We start from the raw sequence: 23,702 nt of genomic DNA on the forward strand, positions 1-23,702 counted from the left end.
AGCCTGCAGCCGCGCGGCGGCTTGCTTATCGCGGCCGGCGCGCAGATCCAGCCAAACGGGGCGCGGTCAGGCTGAGCTGGCGGCTGTCTCCGGCTCATTGACCTGCGCGGCATTGAGTTTGAGAAGCTTCTTAAGGTGCCCGCGGGACAGCCGTTTACTGAACTTTATCCCGACATAGTCGTTGTTCTGCCAGGTCGCGTGGGCCTCTATCAGCAGGAGGCCGGCCGCCTCGGCCGCAACTTCGCCTTCGATGAGAGGCTCGGGCTGGTCGTCCTCCAGCCCGACACGCACCTTGGCCCCCAGCCGGCTGATATCGACAATCCGTGCCTCAAAGCGGAAATCTCCGCTTTTGAGGATGCAAGGCAACGCGCAGGGGTGGCGGCGGGACAGCCGCAGGCGCCGCCGGGCCAGGCGCTCCAGCAGGACCGCCGCTGCCGCACCGAGAATCAGCGTCAGCATGGAACCTGCGATGACCGCCTCCTGCGGAAGTTGTTTCAGTTTCCCGATGCCGCTCAGCGAAACGCCTTCGGTGTCCTGCGGCGGCACATAGTTGCAGGGCAGGGGAACGATGCGCGCGGCATAGGTTTCCAGCAGCGCAGCGGTGCGGCGGCGCTTGGCATTTGCCGCCGCCGCTTCGGGGCCGTGCCTGCGGTGGATCTCCAATAGGCCCTTGTAACGGGTGATCAGGTTCAGAGTGAGCCGCTCATAGCGATGCATCCCGGCCCGGCGCAGCCGGATGCGAAGATCCACTTGCGGATGGTCAGCCAGCCAATTGCGCAGTCTTTGCGCCTCGCCGCTGCCCTTTCCGGTCCGAAGCACCTGGTGATACTCGCGCATCTGATGCTGCATGAACACAAGGTCCGACAAAAGCTCGCATGTGGCGCGGGAAGGCGACGGTGTTGCGGCTGCCGCCGGTCCGGCTGCGGCAAGGGTCAGGGCTGCGGCGGCGGAAAGAACAAAAGGCTTGAAAACCATGCCGGGGGACTCGCGAAACTGTGCACAGATCACCCCAAGGTCTAACTTGGCGGCCTTAACGCACGGCAAGCGGACGCAGCAAATCTCCGTTAAATCTCAGCAGCGCTTCGCAGGTCTGGCAGACGGGGGGCGGACGTGCGGCCGGACCGCCGTGTGTCTGCGGGGCGGCCAGAAAGGCCAGGGACAGCGGAAGTGGCTATCCGGCGGAGCTTAAGGCGCTGCCGCGGGGAGCCATAAGCTAGATTCCGAGGCCGGGCGGCATCCGTGCGGCCCGTGGTCTGCCGTCCTCATCCTCCATCGGGAAGGCTTCCAGCAGCCGGTGCAGCTGGAGGAAGTTGAAATCCTTGGAGAACTTCACTCCGAAGTAATCAGCCGTCTGCCAGCGCACATTCGAGTCCACGGTATAGCCGCCGAAGGCGAGGGTCACCCGGCCCGGAATCTCGCAAGCCGCGTCAGGGCGCACTTTGGCGCCGGCCCGGCTGAGGTCGACCAGATGGGCAGGCACCGTTCGCCCGCCCGCCTGCAGCACGCAAGGCACCGAACAGGGGTAACGCTTGGTGCGGCGGATCTTGCGGATGCCGATCCGGTCGAGGAAATACAGAACGCTTCCGCCCAGCACCAGGAAGGACACCCAGGCAATGGCAGCATTGATGATCTGCTGGCGCTGGCGCGCGTCCGCTGCATTCACCGCAACCAGCTTACTGCCGTAACCGTCGTCCTTGACCTGATCGCAGGGCAGGGCCTCGACTTGCGTGCCGAATTCCGCCGCCAGATCTTGGAGACCCATGTGGCGGGCGGTTTCAAAGGCGGCAGCGCGGCCCTGGGTTGCAAGAATCTGCAGGACGACGGTTTGCTGCTTCAACAGCTCCATCGTTCCGGCCTCAACGGTTTGAATTCCCACGGCCCTCATCCGCTGCCGCAGCGGTGCCGGCGGATTTGCGCTGATCCAGCTGCGCAGATGCTGCACGCTGTAGGCGCCCTGGCCGGTACTGAGATAAGACAGAAATCCCTTGCTGGCCCGGTGCAGATCCGACAGGTCGCGGTGCACGGCACAACTGGCGCTTGCATGCCCGGGGAGCAGGCCGATCACCAGCAGGGTAGCAGCTATGGAGAGCCATTGGCGCATGGCGGGGTCGTTCCTCAAATCCTTCGAGAACAGAAGAATGCCCTAAAGAAGCGAATGCCCGGTTAACGCAGCGGCCGCAGCGGAAGAAAACCTTGCAGCAGCCGCAGCCAAGGCGCACACCGCCGTGCGGACAGCAGCCAAACGCGTGAAGACGAACAAGGGGGAGGACTGTTTTTCCCGCTTCGCCCAAGGCCGCTTGCCGCGAAAACGGGGGGCTGCAAGCACCGGAAAAAAATGCGGGCTGGAGACAAAAAGGCCCAGAGCTCCAGCCCGCTGTGGCAATCCTTGAGGACGGATGCCAAGTTCTATTGATCGGTATACGAGCAACCTATGAGAGAATAGTTAATCAGCCATTCCCGTTTCGGCATCTCTGCATAAAAAACGGACTTCCGCAAGGGAATCCGCGGCCGCACCCGCTCTTGCACCTGCCGGGCATTCCAAGCTATTTGGACAGACGGATTGCCGAGGCAAAGGAGAGCAAGGAATGCGTCGAGTAGTTGTCACCGGTCTGGGCCTGGTTACCCCTCTGGCCAGCGGAGTCGAGGAAAGCTGGACCCGGTTGCTGGACGGCCAGTCGGGCGCGGGCCCCATCACCCAGTTTGACGCCGAAGCAAGCGGCGTGACCACGACCTATGCCTGCGAGGTTCCGCGCGGCGATGGCAGCGGCGGCACGTTCAACCCGGATGACTGGGTTGCCAAGAAAGACCAGAAGAAAATTGATGATTTCATCCTCTATGGCATCGCCGCCGCCGACATGGCCGTGCGCGACGCCGGCTGGACGCCCGAGGACGAGGAAAGCCGCCTGCGCACCGGCGTGATGATCGGCTCCGGTATCGGCGGCCTGTCGTCGATTGCCGACACTGCCGTGATGATCAAGGAAAAAGGCCCCCGCCGGGTGTCGCCGTTCTTTATCCCCGGCGCGCTGATCAACCTGATCTCCGGCCAGGTGTCGATCCGTTTCGGCTTCAAGGGTCCGAACCATTCCGTCGTGACCGCCTGCTCGACCGGCGCCCATGCAATCGGCGACGCGGCCCGGCTGATCAAATCGGGCGACGCCGACGTGATGATCGCAGGCGGCGCCGAGGCGGCAATCTGCGAAATCGGCATCGCGGGCTTCAACGCCTGCAAGGCGCTGTCGACCAAATACGCCGACGACCCCAAGAAAGCCTCGCGTCCCTATGATGCCGACCGTGACGGCTTTGTCATGGGCGAGGGTGCCGGCATCGTGGTGCTGGAAGACTACGAGCACGCCAAGGCCCGCGGCGCCAAGATTTATGCCGAGGTGCTGGGGTATGGCCTGTCCGGCGACGCCTATCACATCACCGCACCGTCCGAGGATGGCGAAGGCGGCGAGCGTTCGATGCGCGCGGCCCTGAACAATGCGGGCCTGGAGCCGTCGGCGGTGGACTATATCAACGCGCACGGCACCTCGACCATGGCCGACACCATTGAACTGGGCGCGGTGGAACGGCTGCTGGGCAACCATGCTGGCAATGTCACCATGTCGTCGACCAAATCCGCCACCGGCCACCTCTTGGGCGCGGCCGGCGCGATCGAGGCGATCTTTTCGATCCTGGCGATCCGCGACCAGGTGGCACCGCCGACCATCAACCTGGACAACCCCGCGGTTGAAACCCCGGTCGACCTGGCCCCCAACGCCAAGCGTGAGCGGGAAATCAAAGTGGCGCTGTCGAACTCCTTCGGCTTTGGCGGCACCAACGCATCGGTGATCTTCGGGAAACCTGACTGATGTGGCGCAGCCTCGCCTCTAATATGCTGACGGTCCTGATCGCCGCCCTGTTCCTGCTGGGCGGCCTCATCCTGTGGGGTCAGTCGCAGTATACCGCTGAAGGTCCATTGGACACCGCCATCTGCCTCCGGGTGGAGCGCGGCTCCAACATGGCCCGCGTCAGCCGCGACCTGGAAGAGCAGGGGGCAGTTTCCTCCGGCACCATCTTCCGTCTCGGCGCGAAGTACAGCGAGAAGACCGGCCAGCTGAAGGCCGGCAGCTTCCTGGTGGAGCCGGGGTCGTCGATGGAACGCATCGTCGATGAGATCACCCATTCCGGCGCCTCCACCTGCGGCACCGAGATTGTTTACCGCATCGGCGTGACCCGCACCCAGGCTGAGGTGCGCGAGCTGGATCCGGCCACGAACAAATTCGAGGAGAAGGCGGAATTCGTCCTTGGCGTGGATGAGGTGCCTGCGGAATACACCGAGACCCGCCAGGACGCTGACACCCGCTACCGCATCGCGCTGGCCGAAGGCGTGACCAGCTGGCAGGTGGTTGAGGCGCTGAAGGCGATGGACGTGCTGGACGGTGACCCGGGCGAGCGTCCGGCCGAAGGCCTGCTGGCGCCCGACAGCTATGAGGTCACCCCAGGCACTGAACGCGCCGCCGTGCTGGCCGAGATGCAGGAGCGCCAGACGCTGCGCATCAACGCCGCTTGGGAAAGCCGTGCAGACGACGCTGCCGTCAAGACGCCCGAGGAGATGCTGATCCTCGCCTCGATCATCGAGAAGGAAACCGGCGTCGCCTCCGAGCGCGGTGTGGTCGCCTCGGTCTTCACCAACCGCCTGAACCGCGGCATGCGCCTGCAGACCGACCCGACGGTGATCTATGGCGTCACCAAGGGCGAAGGCATCCTGGGCCGCGGCCTGCGCCAGAGCGAGCTGCGCAAGCCCACCCCCTGGAACACCTATGTGATCGAGGGCCTGCCGCCCACGCCCATCGCCAACCCGGGGCTTGCGAGCCTTGAGGCGGCGGTGAACCCGGAGACCACGGACTATGTGTTCTTCGTCGCCGACGGCACCGGCGGCCACGCCTTTGCCGAGACGCTGGACGAGCACAACAGGAACGTCGCCAAATGGCGCGAGATTGAAGCCCAGCAGCAGCAGAACAACTGAGTGCTGCGAGGCTGGATCGGGTAGGAAAGGGCGCCGGACGGCGCCCTTTTTTGTTGAACCCATACGCAACAGCGCGGCCAGGCGCGGCCGTTCCGGTGCCGAACCAGCCAGCTCCATTGCCGCCATCGCAAATCACGCCTTCGCTCGATTGCAGTTGCATCCGCCCAGGCGTCCTCCTAAATGATGTTCAGGATAAATGGAGATTTCATGTCCCGGTAAGGAGGGGAGGCAGCAAGCCTCCCAGCGCAAGACCCGTCACGGAAAACACCACCGCTAAGTGCGGCCGGTGAATGACGCCTTGCATCTTTTCCTTACTTTTCCGGCCGGGCCCCGCCCGCAGCCCAGACATGAAAGTTTACCCGCAATGGTACGGGACTACTCCCAATTTCTTCCGAACAGCCGCCGTGACGGCGGATCAAACGACCGCATGACGCCGCTTCAGGCCTTAGGCTGGCAGCCGTTTTTTTCCCAGCAGATCAGCGTTGAAGACCTGCGCGCAACACCGCCGGTCCGCGTCGTCCAGGTGCATCGCAATGCGCTGCATGTTCTCGGTGACAGCATCGAAACCACGCTTCCGCCCCGGCAGGATGTTACGGTCGGCGACTGGCTGTTGCTGGATCGCGAACGGCCGCAGTCCAGCCAGGTTCTGGATCGCATCAGCCTGATCAAGCGGCGCGCGCCCGGCACCGGCCGGTTCGAGCAGCTCATCGCCGCTAACATCGACACGGCCTTTATCGTTTCGTCCTGCAACCAGGATTTCAACGTGCCGCGGCTCGAACGTTACATCGCCCTGGCATTTGAGGCGCAGATCACGCCGGTCATAGTTTTGACCAAGGCCGACCTGCTTGCGGACCCGCAGGACTACAGAGATGCGGCCCGGGCCATTTCGCAAACGGTTGAAGTCGTAACGCTCGACGCTCGCGGATTCGAGCCCCGAAGCGCGCTGGCGCCCTGGTGCAAGCCGGGGAAGACGGTTGCGTTCCTGGGGTCATCGGGCGTCGGCAAGTCCACCCTTGCCAACGCGCTGTTGAACAGCCAGTCGATTGAAACGCAAGGGATCCGTGAAGACGACTCCAAGGGCCGGCACACCACGACGCGCCGCGAGCTCCATTCCATGCCAAATGGCTGCATGATCCTCGATACTCCCGGTATGCGGGAACTGCAGCTTACCGATGCGGATGCCGGGATTGATGACGTGTTCGCTGATATCCAGCAGTTGTCGCTTGGATGCCGGTTCAAAGACTGCAAGCACGACACGGAACCGGGCTGCGCGGTGGCGCAAGCCATTGAACAGGGCGAAATCGACGCCTCCCGGCTTGCCCGTTGGCGCAAGCTCAAGGCCGAAAACGCCTTCAATTCAGCCAGCCTTGCCGAACGCAGGTCCAAGGACAAGGCTTTTGGAAAGATGGTGCGCGGCGTTAAGAAACTGAAAGAGAGCCGGAGGTGAACCGATGAGCAAGTCAAAAACCGGCCAGGTCGTCTGGCACGACCTGTTCACGCCGGACACGGACCGCGCGATGGCGTTCTACAAGAGCGTCGCGGGCTGGAGCTATGTGACCGAACACGCCACGGACTTCGCGTGGGGCGGCGGCGAAAAGGATTTCATTCTCGCCCTATCCGGCGATGAGGCTGGCGCTGGTATTCTACCGGCGCCGCGCGGTCTGGCAGAGGGCTGGCTCGCCTATGTCGAGGTCCCCGATGTGGACGCCGCGCTGGACCAGGCGGAGGTGCATGGCGGCGGTATCGTCAGGCACCCCTTCGAAGTTCCAGGCGTCGGGCGCAACGCGGTCATCCGTGACCCGGAGGGCGCGCTGATCGGGGTCTCTCTGTCGCGCCACAGCTTTCCTGTGCCGCGCCGGCAGTTCGGACCCGAAGTCTACCTGTCGGGCACCGGCGCCTTTCCCGGGGCATTCTACAGGGAGGTTCTGGGGTGGCAGGCTGCCGGCCCCCGGACACAAGGGCAAGGCGGCCTTGCCATCACCGGGCCCACGGGCGGCTTGACCGCAGTCGTGCAACCGGCGGACTTGGGGACAGGCGCGCAGGCTATCTGGGTGCCAAGCATCCGGATCGCCGCGCTGGCGGATGCGCAGCGCGTTGCAGAGGCCAATGGGGCGTGCCTCTTGGACCGCGGCGCAGTGGGCCGCGGCGCGGCCCACAGCTTAATCCTGCGCGATCCCGGCGGTGCCCTGGCCATGCTGTGCGAAGAGCCGGCCAGCCCGTCCACGTGACCCCAGGGCTGCCGCTATTCTGTGGCAGCCTGCCGCTGCGGCGCGCCTCCGTCGGTTCCTTGCGGGCGGGGCGTTGCGGGCACGCCGTACGCACCCCGCCGCATAACCCTTGACTTTTACGATGTAATCGCGTATAGGTTGTGGCGCAGCTGGAAGAAACAAGGACGGCCCCGGATCCCTCCACCGGTGGCCGTCCTGTCTTTCTCTCGTGCGGACAATAACGCATGAGGCAGAGCAACCCATGACAGACAACAAACCAGACCAGGACGGCGCCGCCGTTCTGACCCGGCAGGTGCATTACACCGCCGATCTCCTGCGTTCGCTGCAGGACAGCATTCACCGTCTGCGGAACGAGGCGGAAGAGCTCCGGGAGCAGCTCGAAACCGCCGGCGCCGATGAAGTTACCGGCGCCAAGGCGCAGATCAGCAAGCTTGAAGGCCTGATCCGGGATTGCCAGAAAGTGGAGAAAGTCATTGCAGAACAAAGCACCGAATTCACCCGTATGCTCAAATCCGAGCACGAGCTCGATCTCGTCGCGGCGCGCGCAGCTGTCGAGCGCGGACTTGCTTGCCTGCGTGCCGCCATCGCTCCTGAGCTTCTTCTTGGATGAGCTGGACCGCAAAACGCTCTGCGCGCTGCCGCATCTCTTTGATATCTGGGCGCTGGACCACCAGCGCCCGCCGCCGGGAGACTGGCGTGCCTGGGTGATCCTGGGCGGCCGCGGCGCGGGCAAGACGCGGGCAGGGGCCGAATGGGTCCGCTCGCTGGCCGAGGGTCCGTGCCCGCATGACCCCGGAACCGCCCGGCGCATCGCGCTGGTGGCAGAGACCTATGACCAGGTGCGCGACGTGATGATCCACGGCGACAGCGGCATCCTGGCCTGTTCGCCACCCGACCGGCGGCCCAAGTGGAAAGCCTCGGAGCGCAAGCTCACTTGGCCCAACGGCGCCGAAGCGCAGGCGTTCTCTGCCCACGACCCCGAAGCCCTGCGCGGCCCCCAGTTCGACGCTGCCTGGGCGGATGAGCTGGCCAAGTGGCGCAAGGGGCAGGACAGCTGGGACATGCTGCAATTCGCCCTGCGGCTGGGCCAGGACCCGCGCGTCTGCGTCACCACCACGCCCCGCAACGCGCCCGTGCTGAAACGGCTCTTGGCCTCACCCAGCACCGTCACCACCCATGCCCCGACAGAGGCCAACCGCGCCAATCTCGCGCCCTCCTTTCTGGCCGAGGTGCGGGCGCGCTATGCAGGCACCCGCCTGGGCCGGCAGGAGCTTGACGGGGTGATGCTGTCGGACATCCAGGGCGCGCTCTGGACGACAGCGGCGCTGGTGGACGCGCAGGTGTCTGAGGCACCGCCATTGGACCGGGTGGTGGTCGCCGTCGACCCGGCGGTGAGCGCCGGCAAGGACTCCGACGCCTGCGGCATCTTGGTGGCGGGCGCGATCACCCACGGCCCGCCGCAGGAGTGGCAGGCCTACGTGCTGGCAGATTGCACCGTGCAGGGGGCTGGCCCCCTGGCCTGGGCGCAGGCGGTGATTGCCGCCCGCGACAGGTTTGGCGCTGAACGGGTGGTGGCAGAGGTCAACCAGGGCGGCGCTCTGGTGGAAACCGTCCTGCGCCAGGCCGACCCGCTGGTGCCGTTCCGGGCCTTGCACGCGCGCAAGGGCAAATCCGCCCGCGCCGAACCGGTTGCCGCCCTCTACGAACAGGGCCGGGTGTCTCACCTGCCCGGATTGGGAGAGCTGGAGGACCAGATGTGCCAGATGACCCCGCAGGGCTACCGCGGCAGCGGCTCTCCCGACCGGGTCGATGCGCTGGTCTGGGCCTTGCATGAGCTGATCATCCAGCCCGCCGCAAACCTGCGCAGGCCGCAAGTGAGGGTGTTGTAAGCTACAGCCTGGCCGCAGGCCGGGCAGCGCCCGTCCGCCCCCAAGGGCGGGCGCTTTCCGCCCGCTCGCGGACCGGCGCGGCCCTTCGTGACCTCCGCAAGCCGCCCTCTGCGCAACGGGCGGTTTTTGTTTTTAATCAGACGGTTGAGGTATGGTGTTGCGCCCCCTCCGTACGCACCGCTTCCCGGATCTTCAGCTCTTTCTGCCACTAATGATCCTCAGCAAAGGCGCACCAGCCCCAAGGGGTTCAGCGCCGGACAGGAACAAGCTGAGGAGCGGACCATGGTCTTTGACCTGTTGCGGCGTAAAACGCCGGACCCCCGGAAACCCGGCCCCAAAAATCCGGGCCTGGAACAGAAGGCCAGCCAGACCGCCCGCGTGGTCTCCTGGCACAACTCGGGGCGCATCGCCTGGAGCCCGCGCGACACCGTCTCCCTGACCCGCAGCGGCTTTGCCGGCAACCCGGTCACGCACAGGGTGATCCGCCTGATTGCCGAGGCCGCCGCCGCCGTGCCGCTGGTGCTTCAGGACAGCCGCCAGCGCTATGACACCCATCCCTGGCTGGCGCTGCTGGCGCGTCCCAACCCGGCCCAGACCCAGGCGGAGCTCTTGGAGGCGCTCTACGGCCACCTGCTGCTGTCCGGCAACGCCTATATCGAGATGGTCGCGGCTGAGGACGCAACCCCCGCAGAGCTGCATATGCTGCGCTCCGACCGGATGAACGTGGTGCCCGGTCCGGATGGCTGGCCGGCAGCCTTCGATTATGTGGCCGGCGGGCGCAAGCACCGCTTCGCCAACGAGCCCGGCCAGCCGCCGGTCTGCCATATCAAGACCTTCCACCCGCAGGACGATCACTATGGCCTGTCAGCCCTGCAATCGGCGGCGATGGCGATAGACGTCCACAACGCCGCCTCCCGCTGGTCCAAGGCGCTTTTGGACAACGCAGCCCGCCCCTCCGGCGCGCTGGTCTGGACCGGCTCCGACGGCCAGGGCCAGATGTCGGAAGATCAATTCCGCCATCTAAGTGAGGAGATTCAATCAAATTTCCAGGGCGCACAGAATGCCGGCCGCCCGATGGTGCTGGAGGGCGGATTGGACTGGAAGCCGATGGGCTTTTCGCCCTCCGACATGGAGTTCCAGAAGACCAAGGACACCGCCGCCCGCGAAATCGCGCTGGCCTTCGGGGTGCCGCCAATGCTGATCGGCATCCCCGGCGATGCGACCTATGCCAACTATCAGGAGGCCAACCGCGCCTTCTACCGGCTGACCGTGCTGCCCCTGGCGGCCAAGGTGAACGCCGCGCTGTCCGGCTGGCTTGCAGGCTGGACCGGCGAGGAACTGACCCTGAAGCCCGATCTCGACCAGCTGCCCGCACTGGCGGCAGAGCGCGAGGCGCAATGGCGGCGGGTCGCTTCCGCGGATTTCCTCACACCCGCGGAAAAGCGGCAGCTGCTGGGGTTGCCCGCAGAAGCCCCGGCCGCGCCGCAGGCGGAGGGCGGACAGGATGACTGAGCACCCGATACACGCATTCGATTGTTCACCGGGATTGCGCCTGTCCGCCCATGAGCGGGTTGCCCAGATCCAGAACGAGGCCGTGAACCGCCGCCTCGACCGGATCGAGCAGATGATGGAGCGGCTGGAGAAACGCCTCTGGCTCACGGTCTACGGCGTCGCCGCGGTGATCCTGGCGCAGGCCTTCCAATCCTTTCTGGCGGTGCAATTGCCGTAACTCCAATAACTTGCGAGGCAGATATCATGCAGGGAACACCCCAGCTTGAACATAAATTCGCGCGCTTCGGCGAGGATCTCTCGCTGAAGGACGCAACAGAAATCAAGGGCTACGCCAGCCTGTTCGGCCAGACCGACCAGGGCGGCGATGTGGTTATGCGCGGCGCTTATGCAGCCTCGCTCAAGGCGCTCCGGGATCAGGGCCGCACGGTCAAGATGCTGTGGCAGCACGACCCGGCCCAGCCCATCGGCGTCTGGGATGAGGTGCGCGAGGACAAGCGCGGTCTGTACGTCAAAGGCCGGATCCTCACCGCCACGCCCAAGGGCGCCGAGGCGGCCGCGCTGATCGAGGCGGGCGCGATTGACGGCCTCTCCATCGGCTACCGCACCCAGAAAGCCACCCGCGCCCAGGACGGCACCCGCCGCCTGACCCAGGTGGAGCTGTGGGAGGTGTCGCTGGTCACTTTCCCGATGCTGCCCGCGGCGCGGGTGGCGGGGAAATCTTCCGCCTTGGACGCCGAGGAAGAGACCCTCCGCGCATTGGCCGCCGGCCTGCGCCAGATCACCCGCGACCTCAAAACAGGACACCCATCATGAGCAACCAAGACCTCCCGGCCCAATCCGGGGACGCAGCGCCCCTGGCGCATGAAGTGAAACAGGCCATCACGGGCTTTCTTCATGAATTCAAGGGGTTTCAGGACGACGTGCAATCAAGGCTGAAACAGGCAGAAGAGCGAGTGAACATGCTGGACCGTAAGACAATCTCTCAGAACCGCCCCCATCTGGCAGCCAGTCAGGACGCGGGCGCGCCGCACCAGAAGGCGTTCAACGCCTACCTGCGCAGCGGCGACGACGACGGCCTGCGCGGCCTCGAACTGGAAGGGAAATCCATGTCCACCGCCGTGGGCAGCGACGGCGGCTATCTGGTCGACCCGCAGACCTCCGACACCGTCAAGGCGGTGTTGAACGCTTCCGCCTCGATCCGCGCCGTGGCCTCTGTGGTGCATGTGGAGGCAACGTCCTATGACGTGCTGATCGACCACAGCGAAATGGGCGCCGGCTGGGCCAATGAAACCGGCCCGTCGGCGGAAACCTCAACTGGCAGCATCGACCGCATCTCCATCCCGCTGCATGAGCTGAGCGCTTTGCCCAAGGCGTCGCAGCGGCTGCTCGATGACAGCGCCTTTGATATCGAGGGCTGGCTGGCCGGCCGCATCGCCGGCAAATTCGCGCGGTCCGAGGCCGATGCCTTCATCAACGGCGACGGCATCGACAAGCCCACGGGCTTTCTCAACTACCCGGTCACGGACAACGACAGCTGGACCTGGGGCAACATCGGCTACAAGGCAACCGGCGTGGATGGTGAGGTCGGCAATGGCGACGCGATCATCGACCTGGTCTATGCGCTGGGGGCGGAATACCGCGCCAATGCGACGTTCATCATGAACTCCAAAACCGCGGGTATGCTCAGGAAGTTGAAGGACGCTGACGGCCGCTTCCTGTGGTCTGACGGTCTCGCCGCTGGTGAGCCCGCGCGCCTTATGGGTTACCCGGTGCTGATTGCAGAAGACATGCCGGACCCGACCTCCAACAGCTACCCGATTGCCTTTGGCGACTTCCGCGCCGGCTACACCATCGCCGAACGCCCGGACCTGCGCGTCCTGCGCGACCCCTTCAGCGCCAAACCGCATGTGCTGTTCTACGCGACCAAGCGCGTCGGCGGCGACGTCAGCGACTTTGCCGCCATCAAGCTGATGAAATTCGGCGCGAGCTAACGCTCCGCGCTGATGGCGGACCGGCAGCCCGGTCCGCCGGCTGGCACGCACCCCATATTTTCCTGCCGTCTAGCTGCTCCCCCTCCGTCCGAGCGGCAGGGACCGGTGCGTGCCGGCCGAACCTTGGAAACGGACAGCAGATCAGGGCCGGCAAGGGGGAGGCCCGCAGGAGTGAGATGATGATGCTGAGCGAAGTGACCCCCGTGCCCGAGGCCGCCCTGCCGCTGGCCCCCTTCAAGGCGCATCTGCGCCTGGGCACCGGCTTTGGCGAGGACAGCCTGCAGGACGAGGTGCTGTTTGGCTTCCTGCGCGCCGCCCTGGCCGCGATAGAAGGAAGGACCGGCAAGGCACTGATTACCCGTGATTTTGAGCTGGAGATCCGCCACTGGCGCGATCGTGCGCAAATGGTTCTGCCGCTCGCCCCGGTGCAGTCGGTGAGCGAGGTTGCGATCCGCGATGCGAGCGGCGCGGAGACGGTTCTGAACGCAGCGCTTTACCGGCTGGAACGCGACAGCCAGCGCCCGCGCCTTTGTCCCACCGGCAGCCTGCTGCCCGCGATTCCCACGGGCGGTCTGGCACGGATCACCTTGCAGGCCGGCATGGCCGCGGATTGGGGCGGCTTGCCCGCGGATCTGGCCCAGGCGGTGATGCTGCTGGCCGCGCATTACTACGAATACCGGGCCGACACCGGCCTGCACGGCGGCTGCATGCCCTTTGGCGTCACCAGCCTGATTGAACGCTACCGCAGCCTGCGGCTGACACTAGGAGGCCTGGCATGAAACAGCCCCCGAACCTGACCCGCAAGCTGGTGCTGGAAGACCCTCAGCGCGCCCCTGACGGCGCCGGCGGCTTTACCGAGACCTGGGTGGCGCTTGGCACCCTTTGGGCCGAGGTGAAGTCTCTCTCAGGCCGCTTGGCCGGCGGCAATCTGTCCTTGCAAAAATACCGGATTACCTTGCGTGCATCCCCTGATGGCTTTGCATCTCGACCGCGGCCCGACCAGCGCTTCCGTGACAGCAATCGCCTCTACCGCATTGATGCGGTTGCGGAAAGCGGCCCGGACGCCCGCTACCTCACATGTTTCGCGGTAGAGGAGGTGAGCGGATGACCTATGCCATCGCAGGCGGGCTGCAATCCGCCGTTTACACCCATCTGACCGGGGACGCAGGACTAACTGCGCTGGTCGGCAGCGCGATCTATGACGCCATCCCCGCAGGCCCCTTGCCGCAGACCTATGTGGCGCTTGGCAGCGAAGAGGTGCTGGACCGCTCCGACAAGACCGCGGGCGGGGCTGAGCACCGGTTTTTTGTCACCGTCACCACCGACACCGCCGGTTTCGCCACCGCTAAATCCGCCGCCGCCGCGGTCTGCGACGCCTTGGTCGGCGCCGCGGTGCCGCTGCCGCGCGGCCAGCTCACCGGCCTGTGGTTCGACCGGGCCAAAGCTGAGCGGCTGACGACCGGCGGCAGGCAGATCACCCTGCGTTTCCGGGCGCGGGTGGATGACGTTTGAACCTCGGAACTTTCGTGAAACCAGTTGAAATAAATGGAGAATCCCCATGACAGTTCAAAACGGCAAGGACCTTTTGGTCAAAGTGGACATGAACGGCGCAGGCCTGTTTGAAACCATCGCCGGCCTGCGTGCCACCCGCATCAGCTTCAACGCCGAAAGCGTCGATGTGACCAGCCTTGAAAGCCAGGGCGGCTGGCGTGAATTGCTGGCGGGGGCCGGCGTGCGCTCCGCCAGCATTTCCGGCTCCGGCATCTTCAGGGACGAGGCGACGGACGAACGCGCCCGGCAGCTGTTCTTTGACGGGCTGACGCCGGCGTTTCAGGTGATCATCCCCGACTTCGGCATCGTGCAGGGTCCGTTCCAGGTGACAGCACTTGAATACGCGGGCAGCCACAATGGCGAGGCCACCTATGAGCTGTCGCTCGCCAGCGCCGGCGAGCTCAGCTTTGCGGCGGTCTGATGATGGTGAACCCGCACGCAGGCGAGGCGGAATTGCTCGTGAATGGAACCCCTTACGCGCTGAAGTTGACCCTTGGTGCGCTGGCGGGGCTGGAGGCCGCACTGGAAGAAGGCACGCTGGTGGACCTGGTGCAGCGGTTCGAACAGGGCCGGTTTTCTGCCCGCGACGTGCTGGCGCTGCTGGCGGCCGGGCTGCAGGGCGGCGGGCATGATCTGAGCCGCGAGGACCTGGCGTCTGCCACCATCACCGGCGGCCCGATGCAGGCCGCCAAGGTAGCAGCGGAACTCCTGGTGCGCAGCTTTGCTGTCCCGGACAGTGCATGACCGGGCTCGACTGGCCCGCCCTGATGCGCGCCGGGATGGCGGGGCTGAAACTGCTGCCGCGTGATTTCTGGCAGCTGACGCCGGCAGAGCTGCGGCTGATGCTGGGCGAGGCCGCCGCACCGCAGCCGATGCAGCGCGACCGGTTGGCGGCGCTCATGCGGGACTTCCCGGACTTCGCGCCGCCGAAGAACAAGGAGACGACAGATGACTGACTCATCCGCGATGGCCGAACTGGAACTGCAGGGCGAGGCTTTGGGCGAAGCGCTGGACGGTGCCTCTGGTATGGCCGCTGCCTTTGCAGACGTGCTGGGGCGGGTCAAAGAGGGTTTTTCCGAAACCGGCCGCGATGCTCAGATCCTGGACCGAAGTCTTTCCAAAGGCTTGCGGCGTGCTTTTGAGGGGCTGACCTTTGACGGGGACAGCCTGTCGGAAGCGATGGACACGCTGGCGCGCAGCATGGTCCGCACCACCTATAACGCGGCGATGAAACCGGTGACCAATCACATCAGCGGGATGATGACCGACGGGCTCACCTCGCTGATCGGCGGCATGCTGCCCTTTGCCGATGGCGCGGCCTTCAGCCAGGGCAAGGTGATGCCGTTCGCCAAGGGCGGGATCGTGACCAGCCCGACAACATTCCCGATGCGCGGCGCCACCGGGCTTATGGGCGAGGCCGGGCCGGAGGCGATCCTGCCGCTCACCCGCGGCGCGGATGGCGCGCTTGGCGTGCGCAGCCAGGGCGGCGGCGCGGTCAATGTGGTGATGAATGTCTCCACACCGGACGTCAAAGGCTTTGAACGCAGCCGCAGCCAGATCGCGGCGCAGCTGTCCCGCGCGCTGTCCCGCGGCGGGCGCAACCGTTAAGGACGGAGGATAACACCATGAATTTCCACGAAGTCCGCTTTCCCGCCTCGCTCAGCTTCGGCTCCGTCGGCGGCCCGGAACGGCGCACCGATGTGGTGACGCTCGCCAACGGGTTCGAGGAGCGCAACACGCCCTGGGCGCACTCCCGCCGCCGCTATGACGCCGGGCTCGGCCTGCGCGCGCTGGAGGATATCGAGACGCTGATTGCCTTCTTCGAGGCCCGCCAGGGTCAGCTTTACGGCTTCCGCTGGAAGGACTGGAGCGATTACAAATCCGCCCGGCCCAGCGCTGACCCCGATTTCCGCGATCAGGTGATCGCCACCGGCGATGGCAGCACGGTGACATTCCAGCTGGCCAAGACCTACCGTTCAGGAGAATTCACCTATCAGCGCCCGATTGCCAAACCGGTGGCGGGCACGGTGCGCGTTGGTATCGAACAGGATGAGCTGCGCGAAAGCGTCGATTATGAGCTGGACACCGCCACCGGCCTGATCACCCTGGCGCACCCGCCCGAAGCGGGCCTCAGCATCAATGCGGGGTTCGAGTTCGACGTGCCGGTGCGCTTTGACACCGGCAGCATCCAGACCAGCGTCGCGTCTTTTCAGGCGGGCGAGGCGCCGGCTGTGCCGGTGGTGGAGGTGCGGGTATGAGCGGGCTGTCCGAAGCATTCCGCGCCCATGTGCAAAGCGGCATCACCACCCTGTGCCGCTGCTGGGCGCTGACGCGGCGCGACGGCGCGGTGCTGGGTTTCACCGACCATGACTGTGTGCTGCGCTTCGACGGGCTGGCGTTTCAGCCCGGCAGCGGCCTGACCGCGCGGGCGGTGCAGCAGGCCACGGGCCTCTCGGTCGACAATACCGAGGCGCTCGGGGTGCTGAGCGACGCTGCCGTGCGGGAGGAGGACATCGAGGCAGGCCGGTTCGACGGCGCCGAGGTGCGCTGCTGGCTGGTCAACTGGCAGGATGTTTCGATGCGCTGGCTGCAGTTCCGCGGCTCCATCGGCGAGATCCGCCGCGCCGCCGGGGCCTTTGAGGCTGAGCTGCGCGGGCTGACCGAGGCGCTGAACAGGCCGCTGGGGCGGATCTACCAGAAGCCTTGCACCGCAGTTCTGGGCGATGCCGCTTGCGGGTTTGACCTGTCAACACCAGGCTATGCCGTGGAGCTGGCCGCCGCAGAGGTGGAGCGCAATGAAGTGTTCCGCTGGGATGCCTTGCCGGGGTTTGAGCCCGACTGGTTCACCGGCGGGCGGCTGACGGTCCTGAGCGGCGCGGCTGAGGGCCTGTGGGCGGCGGTCAAGGCGGACCAGAGCAAGGCTGACGGCCGCAGGATTACGCTGTGGGAGCCGGTCCGGGCCGATGTACAGCCGGGTGACATGCTGCGGCTGGAGGCGGGTTGCGACAAGCGCATGGAGACTTGCCGGCTGAAATTCAACAACCTGCTGAACTTCCAGGGCTTCCCGGACATTCCGGGCGAAGACTGGGTGATGGCGGTGCCGCGCCAGTCTGGCGTGAACACCGGGGGCAGCCGGCGATGAGCCGGGTGGTGCAGGCCGCGCGCGGCTGGATCGGCACGCCCTATGTGCATCAGGCCTCGCGCAAGGGCGCGGGCTGCGATTGCCTTGGCCTGATCCGGGGCCTGTGGCGGGAGCTGTATGGGGCTGAGCCGGAGCTGCCGCCCGCCTATACGATGGACTGGTCGGAGCCGCAGGGGGCTGAGGCGCTGTGGCAAGCGGCGGCGCGGCATCTGGCGGCAAAGCCTTTGCGTGATGCCGCTCCCGGTGACGTGATCCTGTTCCGGATGCGCGAGGGATCGGTGGCCAAGCATCTGGGGGTGCAGTCCGGAACTAGCATTCAAATCGGTGAGGGCAGCGTCCGGCCGCGGGTGGGCGAGAAGCGCCCGCCCGGGGGGGCGGACGGACGCTGCCCGGCCTTCGGCCTGGCGAAACAGGCAGAAAATGTTCCGTCTTTCATCCACGCCTATGCGGGCCACGGGGTGGTGGAAAGCCAGCTGAGCCCGCCCTGGCAGCGCCGTATCGTGGCGCGGTTTCACTTCCCGAAGGAGCTGATCTGATGGCAACTATTCTTCTCTCGGCCGCGGGCGCGGCGGTTGGCGGCGCAATCGGCGGCACCGTCGCGGGCCTCTCATCCGCGGTTATCGGCCGGGCGGTGGGCGCCACGCTGGGCGGCATGATCGACGACCGCCTGCTGGGCTCAGGCTCCGCCCCGGTGGAGACCGGCAAGGTGGACCGCTTCCGCCTGACCCAGTCCAGCGAGGGCAGCCCCGTGGGGCAGGTCTATGGCCGGATGCGGCTGGGCGGGCAGGTGATCTGGTCGTCGCGGTTCCTGGAAACCTCCGCCACCTCCGGCGGTGGCGGCAAGGGCCGTCCCAGCCAGCCGCAGGTCACCAGCTACAGCTATTCCGTGTCGCTGGCGATTGCTCTGTGCGAGGGGGAGATTGCCCATGTCTCCCGCGTCTGGGCCGATGGCGAAGAAGTGGCGCCCAAGGATCTGAACATGACCGTTTACCGCGGCACACAGGACCAGCTGCCTGACCCGGTGATGGAGGCGATCGAGGGCGCAGGCCAGGTGCCTGCCTACCGCGGCACGGCTTACGTGGTGATCGAGAACCTGGAGCTGTCCCGGTTCGGCAACCGGGTGCCGCAGTTCTCCTTTGATGTGCTGCGGCCGGAACAGCCGGACAGCAGCACATATGCGCAGGATCTGGGCCAGCTGGTGCAGGGCGTCGCGCTGATGCCCGGCACTGGCGAGTATGCGCTGGCTGCCGAGACGGTGCAGTATTCCGGCGGGCCGGGCGATGCCAAACCGGCCAATGAGCATACGCCCTCGGGGATGAGCGATCTCAAGACCTCGCTGAACGCGCTGGAGGCGGAGCTGCCGGCCTGCGGCGCGGCCTCGCTGATCGTGTCCTGGTTCGGGGGTGATCTGCGCTGCGGAGAGTGCAGTCTGAAACCCAAGGTGGAACACAAAGACGCCGAGGGCAGTATGCCCTGGAGCGTCAGCGGGCTGACCCGGGCATCAGCGGAGCAGGTACTGACCCAGGAGGCAACGCCGCTTTACGGCGGCACCCCGGCCGATGCCTCGGTGATCCAGTCGATCCGGGAGATGCAGAGCCGGGGTTTGAGGGTGATGTTTTACCCCTTCATCCTGATGGACCAGGCCGAGGGCAACGAACTGCCCGATCCCTGGACCGGCGGCGCCAGCCAACCGCATCTGCCGTGGCGGGGGCGGATCACGCTCTCGGCCGCGCCGGGGCAGCCCGGCTCGCCCGATGGCACGGCTGCCGCAGACGCGGAGGTGGCGTCGTTCTTTGGCACCGTCACGGCGGCGGATTTCACCGTTGGCGACGGTACTGTCACCTACAGCGGGCCGGATGAATGGAGCCTCAGCCGGTTTATCCTGCACAACGCGGCGCTCTGTGCGGCGGCGGGCGGAGTCGAGGCGTTCTGCATCAGCTCGGAAATGCGGGCGCTGACGCAGATCCGCGGCGCGGCTGGGTTTCCCGCGGTGGCAGCCCTGCGCTCCTTGGCGGCTGAGGTGCGCCTGCTGCTGGGGGCAGAGATCAGGATCGGCTATGCCGCTGACTGGTCCGAATACTGGGGTTATCAATCGCCGGAGGGCGACCGGTATTTTCACCTCGACCCGCTGTGGGCGGATGCGAATATCGACTTTATCGGCATCGACAACTACATGCCGCTCAGCGACTGGCGGGAGGGGGAGGATCACCTGGACGCGCAATCCGGCGTGCCCGCGATCTATGATCTGGACTACCTGCGCAGCAACGTGGAGGGCGGCGAGGGGTTTGACTGGTATTACCACTCGCCCGAGGCCGAGGCGGCGCAGATCCGTACCCCGATCACCGACGGCGCGCATGATGAACCTTGGATCTGGCGTTACAAGGACATCCGCTCTTGGTGGCTCAATGAGCATCATGAGCGGATCGGCGGGGTGCGCCAGGCCGCGCCGACCGGCTGGGTGCCGCAGAGCAAACCGATCTGGTTCACCGAACTGGGCTGCGCTGCCATCGACAAGGGCACCAACCAGCCGAACAAATTCCTGGACCCGAAAAGCTCGGAATCGAAACTGCCGAAATATTCCAATGGCCTGCGCGACGATCTGATCCAGATCCACTACTTGCGTGCGATCCTTGGCTATTGGGGCGAGGCAGCCAACAACCCGGTTTCCGAGGAATACGGCGGGCCGATGCTGGACATGGCCAACGCCTATGTCTGGGCCTGGGACGCGCGGCCGTTTCCGGCCTTCCCCAGCCGCCTGGAGATCTGGAACGACGGTGAAAACTACTTGCGCGGCCATTGGCTGAACGGGCGGGCCGGGCAGCGGACGCTGGCCTCGGTGGTGGCGGAGGTGTGCCAGCGCGCGGGGCTGGAGGATTTCGATGTCTCGCGGCTTTATGGCGTGGTGCATGGCTATGTGAACCCGGATGTGAGCGACGCGCGTGCGGTGCTGCAGCCCTTGATGCTGCGGCATGGGTTTGATGCGGTGGAACGCGACGGGCTGCTGCAATTCCGGATGCGCAAGGGCACCGGGGCCGAGGCGCTGGCGCTGGAGCATCTGGCCGAAAGCGAGGAGCTGGAGGGCACCATTGAGCTCACCCGCTCCAGCGAGGCGGAGCTGGCGGGCCGGGTGCGGCTGCGGTTCACCGAATGGGGCGGCGACCATGCCGCCGGGTCGGTGGAGGCGGTCTTGCCCGATGAGACCACCCATTCCGTCAGCCAGAATGAGCTCCCGCTGGCGCTCACCGCTGCCGAGGCGCGCCAGGTGGCCGGCCGCTGGCTGGCGGAGGCGCGGATCTCACGCGATATGCTGCGGTTCCAGCTGCCGCCCTCGATGCTGCATCTGGGGGCAGGGGATGTGGTGTCGCTGCCGCTGGCGGGCGGCGATCAGCTCTATCGCATCGACCGCGTGGAACAGGCCGAAGCGCAGATGGTGGAGGCGGTTCGGATCGAGCCCGGAACCTATGACCTGGCCGCGGTGGCGGAGGAGCTGCCGGGGGGCAACGCCTTTGCTGCCCCCGGACCGGTGCTGCCGTTGTTCATGGACCTGCCGTTGATGCGCGGTGATGAGGTGCCGCATGCGCCGTATCTGGCGCTGACGGCGCAGGCCTGGCCCGGCAGCGTGGCGGTTTATGGCTCAGAGGCGGATGAGAATTACGCGCTGGAGCAGGTGATCGCCGCGCGGCAGGTGGTGGGCGTCACCGAAACGCCGCTGTTTGCTGCAGGCGCGGGACGCTGGGATCTGGGCGCGGATCTGCAGGTGAAGCTGATCTCCGGCACACTGGAAAGCCGCACCGTTGAGGCGGTGCTGAACGGCGCCAATGCGGCGGCTATCGGCGACGGCACATCCGGCAATTGGGAGCTGTTTCAGTTCCGCGAGGCGGAGCTGATCGCGCCGCAGACCTACCTGCTGCGCGGCCGTTTGCGCGGCCAGCAGGGGACGGATGCGCTAATGCCGGAGGTCTGGCCTGCCGGCTCTTACGTGGTGCTGCTGGACGGCACCCCGGTACAGATGGAGCTGGCGCCGGAACAGCGCCGGAGGGTGCGGCACTACCGGATCGGGCCTGCCCGCCGCGCGCTGGATGACCCCTCCTATGTGCATCTGCAGGAGAGCTTCAACGGCAATGGCCTGAGGCCCTATGCGCCGGTGCATCTGCGGCTGAGCGGCGCGCTGGGCGATGACCTGGCGGCGGCCTGGATCCGCCGGACCCGGATCGAGGGCGACAGCTGGGACCTGGACGAGGTGCCGCTGGGCGAGGAGGTTGAGGCCTACCGCATCAGGGTGATGCGCGGCGGCACGGTGCTGCGGGAGGAGACGTCCGGCACGCCTGCGTGGAGTTATCCGGCGGCGGCCCAGGCTGCGGATGGCGTCGAGGCCGGAGACGTGCTGGAAGTGGCGCAAAGGTCGGCCCGGTTCGGCGCGGGGCCTGCGGCGCGGATTGTGCTGGGATGAGGCGGCCGGTGCTGGCTGGCGATGTGTCCGCCGTGGCGCGGTCGCTGCTGGCGGTGCCGGACCGCGAACGGCTGCGCCTGTGCCGCAGGATCTTTGGCGGCGCGGCGGAGGCTGCGGCCTATGCGGGTTTGTTTGGCCGGCTGCATCCGCGCTGGGGCGATGGTTCTTTGAATGCTGCTGCCCGGCGGTATGCGCTGGCGGATGAGGTGTTTCTGGATGATCCGGAATACCTGCGCTGCACCCGGCTGGTGCTGGAAGAGCTGGAAGCCGTGCTTGACGCCGCCGGGAAGGCTCCCGCCCGCTGATCCAGGCAGGAAGCCTGCCCGGCCAGCCGTTGGGCCGGGCGCCGCCTGGCGGCGGCGCGGTTGCGCGCCCTGGCAGCCTGGCGGGGTCAAGGAGGACCGCAGGTCCCCGCGCCCCGGCGCGGCTTGTCCTTGAGGCTGTCAGGCTGGCTCACATGCTTGGGCGGGCGTCTTGAGGAAGCAGAATGCGCCCTCAAGCGCTTCTCAGCGAAGCAAATCTTCTTGGACGCTCCAGGTTCCAGGGCCGCTGATTGATCCCAGAGATTTGGGACCGTTTCCCCGCGCCGCGCGCCGCAGGCGCGCGGCGCAGCCCGGAGCGAAATGCCTCTTTGCCGGGCTACCCCGACGCGCAAGAGATGCACTTGAGCGCTGCCGGGTTCAGTTCAAGGCGCCTCAGGGCGATGTCCTCGCCGCAGTCCTCGCAATACCCGTATTCGCCCTCTTCCATCCGGGCAAGCGCCGTTTGCAGGCGCTGGGTTTCCAGCTGGCGGCGGGCAGCTTGCGCCTTGGCCATGGCCTGCATCTGCAAAGCGTCCATGCGCGACAGGCGGCCGACCATCTGCTGGTCCAGTTCCACCACTCCCTGGGAGGCTTCGCCAAGGGCATCCTCTGCCGCCAGCTCCTCCAGCCGGGCGGAAATCCGGTGCTTCAACTTCTGTTGATCCGATTCATTCATTCCCGGAATATACGCCATCAAGGGTTTGCGTTTGCGGAAAACCCCCTTAGATGGGTAGTCTGAGCGGAGAAAGGGAGAGATCCATGGCCAAAACCCAGCAAGCCCTCACCCCGGTGGACCCCGTATGGGACCGGATCACCCGCGAAGCGGAGGAGGCTGTTGCCACCCAGCCGCTGATGGGCGGCCTGATTCACGCCTGCATCCTGCATCACAAGACGCTGGAGAAGGCGCTGTCCTACCGGATCGCTGCCAAGCTCTGCTCCAACGAGATGTCGATGATGGTCCTGCGCGAGATCGTCGACGAGGCCTATGACAGCTGCCCCGAACTGATTGAGGCGGCGCGGGCCGATCTGATGGCGATCAACGAGCGCGACCCGGCCAGCCACCGGCTGCTGCAGCCGATCCTCTATTTCAAGGGGTTCCAGGCGGTGCAGGCCTACCGGGTCAGCCACTATCTGTGGAAGCAGGGGCAGAAGGATCTGGCCTATTTCTTCCAGATGCGCACGTCTGAAATCTTCGGGATCGACATCCACCCCGGCGCCCGCATCGGCAAGGGGATCATGATCGACCATGCGCATTCCATCGTGATCGGTGAAACCGCGGTGGTGGGCGACAATGTCTCGATGCTGCATTCGGTGACGCTGGGCGGCACCGGCAAGGAGGAGCAGGACAGGCATCCCAAGATCGGCGATGGCGTGCTGATCGGGGCGGGCGCCAAGGTTCTGGGCAACATCAAGGTCGGCCACTGCAGCCGGATTGCTGCCGGGTCGGTGGTGCTGTCGGAGGTTCCGCCCTGCACCACGGTGGCGGGCGTGCCTGCGAAAATCGTCGGCGAGGCGGGCTGCGACCAGCCGTCGGTCAACATGGACCAGGTGGTGCCGGCGGGCTCTTCCGCCGCGGAGTGAGCCGGGCGGCGCAGGGGCCGGACCTTGAGTATTTGGAGAAAGATGAAG

At 66.1% G+C, this 23,702-nt stretch carries 26 protein-coding genes; 23 read left to right on the forward strand and 3 right to left on the reverse strand.

Annotation, left to right across the window (positions count from 1 at the left end):
* Positions 1 to 66: 66 nt before the first annotated feature.
* Together AC5STI_RS03670 and AC5STI_RS03675 are read right to left on the reverse strand one after the other, a co-directional pair.
* Positions 67 to 849, reverse strand: coding sequence for a PilZ domain-containing protein (locus AC5STI_RS03670; protein ID WP_495445621.1), 783 nt, complete (start codon positions 847 to 849; stop codon positions 67 to 69).
* Between the two features lie 364 nt (positions 850 to 1,213).
* On the reverse strand, positions 1,214 to 2,101 hold the full coding sequence (locus AC5STI_RS03675; RefSeq protein ID WP_495445622.1) for a PilZ domain-containing protein: 888 nt from the start codon (positions 2,099 to 2,101) through the stop codon (positions 1,214 to 1,216).
* Positions 2,102 to 2,585: 484 nt separating this feature from the next.
* Between AC5STI_RS03675 and fabF the strand changes: the two genes are divergently transcribed.
* From fabF to AC5STI_RS03785, 22 genes are all read left to right on the forward strand, one after another.
* Positions 2,586 to 3,851: a beta-ketoacyl-ACP synthase II gene (fabF, locus tag AC5STI_RS03680; RefSeq protein WP_495445623.1), complete on the forward strand. Its 1,266-nt coding sequence runs from the start codon at positions 2,586 to 2,588 to the stop codon at positions 3,849 to 3,851.
* On the forward strand, positions 3,851 to 5,008 hold the full coding sequence (mltG, locus tag AC5STI_RS03685) for an endolytic transglycosylase MltG (protein ID WP_475051787.1): 1,158 nt from the start codon (positions 3,851 to 3,853) through the stop codon (positions 5,006 to 5,008). The genes fabF and mltG overlap by 1 nt, the downstream gene beginning before the upstream one ends.
* Positions 5,009 to 5,372: 364 nt before the next feature.
* Positions 5,373 to 6,455, forward strand: a complete 1,083-nt coding sequence (gene rsgA, locus AC5STI_RS03690) for a ribosome small subunit-dependent GTPase A (RefSeq protein ID WP_495445624.1) — start codon at positions 5,373 to 5,375, stop codon at positions 6,453 to 6,455.
* Between the two features lie 4 nt (positions 6,456 to 6,459).
* Positions 6,460 to 7,236 (forward strand): VOC family protein, encoded by a 777-nt coding sequence (locus AC5STI_RS03695; RefSeq protein ID WP_495445625.1) that lies wholly within the window; start codon positions 6,460 to 6,462, stop codon positions 7,234 to 7,236.
* A gap of 241 nt (positions 7,237 to 7,477) precedes the next feature.
* Positions 7,478 to 7,846, forward strand: coding sequence for a recombinase (locus tag AC5STI_RS03700; RefSeq protein WP_495445626.1), 369 nt, complete (start codon positions 7,478 to 7,480; stop codon positions 7,844 to 7,846).
* Positions 7,839 to 9,125: a DNA-packaging protein gene (locus tag AC5STI_RS03705; protein WP_495445627.1), complete on the forward strand. Its 1,287-nt coding sequence runs from the start codon at positions 7,839 to 7,841 to the stop codon at positions 9,123 to 9,125. The genes AC5STI_RS03700 and AC5STI_RS03705 overlap by 8 nt, the downstream gene beginning before the upstream one ends.
* 282 nt (positions 9,126 to 9,407) lie before the next feature.
* Positions 9,408 to 10,637, forward strand: coding sequence for a phage portal protein (locus AC5STI_RS03710; RefSeq protein WP_495445628.1), 1,230 nt, complete (start codon positions 9,408 to 9,410; stop codon positions 10,635 to 10,637).
* Positions 10,630 to 10,854: a GTA head formation protein, RCAP_rcc01685 family gene (locus tag AC5STI_RS03715; protein ID WP_475051796.1), complete on the forward strand. Its 225-nt coding sequence runs from the start codon at positions 10,630 to 10,632 to the stop codon at positions 10,852 to 10,854. The genes AC5STI_RS03710 and AC5STI_RS03715 overlap by 8 nt, the downstream gene beginning before the upstream one ends.
* 26 nt (positions 10,855 to 10,880) lie before the next feature.
* Complete coding sequence (locus AC5STI_RS03720; RefSeq protein ID WP_495445629.1) at positions 10,881 to 11,450, forward strand: HK97 family phage prohead protease; 570 nt, start codon at positions 10,881 to 10,883, stop codon at positions 11,448 to 11,450.
* Positions 11,447 to 12,628 carry a phage major capsid protein gene (locus tag AC5STI_RS03725; RefSeq protein WP_495445630.1) on the forward strand — a complete coding sequence of 394 codons (1,182 nt, stop codon included), beginning with the start codon at positions 11,447 to 11,449 and terminating at the stop codon, positions 12,626 to 12,628. Before AC5STI_RS03720 ends, AC5STI_RS03725 begins: the two co-directional genes overlap by 4 nt.
* Positions 12,629 to 12,807: 179 nt before the next feature.
* A complete protein-coding gene (locus AC5STI_RS03730; protein ID WP_495445631.1) occupies positions 12,808 to 13,407 on the forward strand; it encodes a head-tail connector protein in 600 nt (199 codons plus the stop codon).
* Entirely contained in the window at positions 13,404 to 13,736 is a 333-nt protein-coding gene (locus AC5STI_RS03735; RefSeq protein WP_495445632.1) for a head-tail adaptor protein, read from the forward strand. Before AC5STI_RS03730 ends, AC5STI_RS03735 begins: the two co-directional genes overlap by 4 nt.
* A complete protein-coding gene (locus tag AC5STI_RS03740; protein WP_475051808.1) occupies positions 13,733 to 14,140 on the forward strand; it encodes a DUF3168 domain-containing protein in 408 nt (135 codons plus the stop codon). Before AC5STI_RS03735 ends, AC5STI_RS03740 begins: the two co-directional genes overlap by 4 nt.
* A gap of 46 nt (positions 14,141 to 14,186) precedes the next feature.
* On the forward strand, positions 14,187 to 14,600 hold the full coding sequence (locus AC5STI_RS03745; RefSeq protein WP_495445633.1) for a phage major tail protein, TP901-1 family: 414 nt from the start codon (positions 14,187 to 14,189) through the stop codon (positions 14,598 to 14,600).
* A gap of 2 nt (positions 14,601 to 14,602) precedes the next feature.
* Positions 14,603 to 14,923: a gene transfer agent family protein gene (locus AC5STI_RS03750; RefSeq protein WP_495445634.1), complete on the forward strand. Its 321-nt coding sequence runs from the start codon at positions 14,603 to 14,605 to the stop codon at positions 14,921 to 14,923.
* A complete protein-coding gene (locus tag AC5STI_RS03755; protein WP_475051814.1) occupies positions 14,920 to 15,135 on the forward strand; it encodes a rcc01693 family protein in 216 nt (71 codons plus the stop codon). Before AC5STI_RS03750 ends, AC5STI_RS03755 begins: the two co-directional genes overlap by 4 nt.
* Positions 15,128 to 15,787 carry an RcGTA-type gene transfer agent tail tape measure protein gene (locus AC5STI_RS03760; RefSeq protein ID WP_495445635.1) on the forward strand — a complete coding sequence of 220 codons (660 nt, stop codon included), beginning with the start codon at positions 15,128 to 15,130 and terminating at the stop codon, positions 15,785 to 15,787. Before AC5STI_RS03755 ends, AC5STI_RS03760 begins: the two co-directional genes overlap by 8 nt.
* Before the next feature lie 17 nt (positions 15,788 to 15,804).
* Positions 15,805 to 16,437: a phage distal tail protein, Rcc01695 family gene (locus AC5STI_RS03765; protein ID WP_490397540.1), complete on the forward strand. Its 633-nt coding sequence runs from the start codon at positions 15,805 to 15,807 to the stop codon at positions 16,435 to 16,437.
* Complete coding sequence (locus AC5STI_RS03770) at positions 16,434 to 17,321, forward strand: phage/gene transfer agent baseplate hub protein (RefSeq protein WP_495445636.1); 888 nt, start codon at positions 16,434 to 16,436, stop codon at positions 17,319 to 17,321. Before AC5STI_RS03765 ends, AC5STI_RS03770 begins: the two co-directional genes overlap by 4 nt.
* Positions 17,318 to 17,857 carry a C40 family peptidase gene (locus tag AC5STI_RS03775; RefSeq protein WP_495445637.1) on the forward strand — a complete coding sequence of 180 codons (540 nt, stop codon included), beginning with the start codon at positions 17,318 to 17,320 and terminating at the stop codon, positions 17,855 to 17,857. Before AC5STI_RS03770 ends, AC5STI_RS03775 begins: the two co-directional genes overlap by 4 nt.
* Entirely contained in the window at positions 17,857 to 21,771 is a 3,915-nt protein-coding gene (locus AC5STI_RS03780; protein ID WP_495445638.1) for a baseplate multidomain protein megatron, read from the forward strand. The genes AC5STI_RS03775 and AC5STI_RS03780 overlap by 1 nt, the downstream gene beginning before the upstream one ends.
* The gene (locus AC5STI_RS03785) at positions 21,768 to 22,076 is read left to right on the forward strand and encodes a DUF7742 family protein (RefSeq protein ID WP_495445639.1); all 309 of its coding nucleotides are present in this window, start codon (positions 21,768 to 21,770) and stop codon (positions 22,074 to 22,076) included. Before AC5STI_RS03780 ends, AC5STI_RS03785 begins: the two co-directional genes overlap by 4 nt.
* 334 nt (positions 22,077 to 22,410) lie before the next feature.
* Here AC5STI_RS03785 and AC5STI_RS03790 read toward each other — a convergent pair whose 3' ends face one another.
* Positions 22,411 to 22,767 (reverse strand): TraR/DksA family transcriptional regulator, encoded by a 357-nt coding sequence (locus AC5STI_RS03790; protein ID WP_495445640.1) that lies wholly within the window; start codon positions 22,765 to 22,767, stop codon positions 22,411 to 22,413.
* A 65-nt stretch (positions 22,768 to 22,832) separates the two neighbouring features.
* Here AC5STI_RS03790 and cysE point away from each other — a divergent pair, with 65 nt between their 5' ends.
* The gene (gene cysE, locus AC5STI_RS03795; RefSeq protein WP_475051826.1) at positions 22,833 to 23,654 is read left to right on the forward strand and encodes a serine O-acetyltransferase; all 822 of its coding nucleotides are present in this window, start codon (positions 22,833 to 22,835) and stop codon (positions 23,652 to 23,654) included.
* Positions 23,655 to 23,702: the final 48 nt, after the last annotated feature.

This window comes from Leisingera sp. CC-HEC096, from assembly GCF_059429235.1.

Excerpts from the sequence above, each read along its gene's own strand:
- AC5STI_RS03670 (WP_495445621.1), bottom strand. The coding sequence starts at position 849 with ATGCAGCATCAGATGCGCGAGTATCACCAGGTGCTTCGGACCGGAAAG.
- AC5STI_RS03675 (WP_495445622.1), bottom strand. The coding sequence starts at position 2,101 with ATGCGCCAATGGCTCTCCATAGCTGCTACCCTGCTGGTGATCGGCCTG.
- fabF (WP_495445623.1), top strand. The coding sequence starts at position 2,586 with ATGCGTCGAGTAGTTGTCACCGGTCTGGGCCTGGTTACCCCTCTGGCC.
- mltG (WP_475051787.1), top strand. The coding sequence starts at position 3,851 with ATGTGGCGCAGCCTCGCCTCTAATATGCTGACGGTCCTGATCGCCGCC.
- rsgA (WP_495445624.1), top strand. The coding sequence starts at position 5,373 with ATGGTACGGGACTACTCCCAATTTCTTCCGAACAGCCGCCGTGACGGC.
- AC5STI_RS03695 (WP_495445625.1), top strand. The coding sequence starts at position 6,460 with ATGAGCAAGTCAAAAACCGGCCAGGTCGTCTGGCACGACCTGTTCACG.
- AC5STI_RS03700 (WP_495445626.1), top strand. The coding sequence starts at position 7,478 with ATGACAGACAACAAACCAGACCAGGACGGCGCCGCCGTTCTGACCCGG.
- AC5STI_RS03710 (WP_495445628.1), top strand. The coding sequence starts at position 9,408 with ATGGTCTTTGACCTGTTGCGGCGTAAAACGCCGGACCCCCGGAAACCC.
- AC5STI_RS03715 (WP_475051796.1), top strand. The coding sequence starts at position 10,630 with ATGACTGAGCACCCGATACACGCATTCGATTGTTCACCGGGATTGCGC.
- AC5STI_RS03720 (WP_495445629.1), top strand. The coding sequence starts at position 10,881 with ATGCAGGGAACACCCCAGCTTGAACATAAATTCGCGCGCTTCGGCGAG.
- AC5STI_RS03725 (WP_495445630.1), top strand. The coding sequence starts at position 11,447 with ATGAGCAACCAAGACCTCCCGGCCCAATCCGGGGACGCAGCGCCCCTG.
- AC5STI_RS03730 (WP_495445631.1), top strand. The coding sequence starts at position 12,808 with ATGATGCTGAGCGAAGTGACCCCCGTGCCCGAGGCCGCCCTGCCGCTG.
- AC5STI_RS03735 (WP_495445632.1), top strand. The coding sequence starts at position 13,404 with ATGAAACAGCCCCCGAACCTGACCCGCAAGCTGGTGCTGGAAGACCCT.
- AC5STI_RS03740 (WP_475051808.1), top strand. The coding sequence starts at position 13,733 with ATGACCTATGCCATCGCAGGCGGGCTGCAATCCGCCGTTTACACCCAT.
- AC5STI_RS03745 (WP_495445633.1), top strand. The coding sequence starts at position 14,187 with ATGACAGTTCAAAACGGCAAGGACCTTTTGGTCAAAGTGGACATGAAC.
- AC5STI_RS03750 (WP_495445634.1), top strand. The coding sequence starts at position 14,603 with ATGGTGAACCCGCACGCAGGCGAGGCGGAATTGCTCGTGAATGGAACC.
- AC5STI_RS03755 (WP_475051814.1), top strand. The coding sequence starts at position 14,920 with ATGACCGGGCTCGACTGGCCCGCCCTGATGCGCGCCGGGATGGCGGGG.
- AC5STI_RS03760 (WP_495445635.1), top strand. The coding sequence starts at position 15,128 with ATGACTGACTCATCCGCGATGGCCGAACTGGAACTGCAGGGCGAGGCT.
- AC5STI_RS03765 (WP_490397540.1), top strand. The coding sequence starts at position 15,805 with ATGAATTTCCACGAAGTCCGCTTTCCCGCCTCGCTCAGCTTCGGCTCC.
- AC5STI_RS03770 (WP_495445636.1), top strand. The coding sequence starts at position 16,434 with ATGAGCGGGCTGTCCGAAGCATTCCGCGCCCATGTGCAAAGCGGCATC.
- AC5STI_RS03775 (WP_495445637.1), top strand. The coding sequence starts at position 17,318 with ATGAGCCGGGTGGTGCAGGCCGCGCGCGGCTGGATCGGCACGCCCTAT.
- AC5STI_RS03780 (WP_495445638.1), top strand. The coding sequence starts at position 17,857 with ATGGCAACTATTCTTCTCTCGGCCGCGGGCGCGGCGGTTGGCGGCGCA.
- AC5STI_RS03785 (WP_495445639.1), top strand. The coding sequence starts at position 21,768 with ATGAGGCGGCCGGTGCTGGCTGGCGATGTGTCCGCCGTGGCGCGGTCG.
- AC5STI_RS03790 (WP_495445640.1), bottom strand. The coding sequence starts at position 22,767 with ATGGCGTATATTCCGGGAATGAATGAATCGGATCAACAGAAGTTGAAG.
- cysE (WP_475051826.1), top strand. The coding sequence starts at position 22,833 with ATGGCCAAAACCCAGCAAGCCCTCACCCCGGTGGACCCCGTATGGGAC.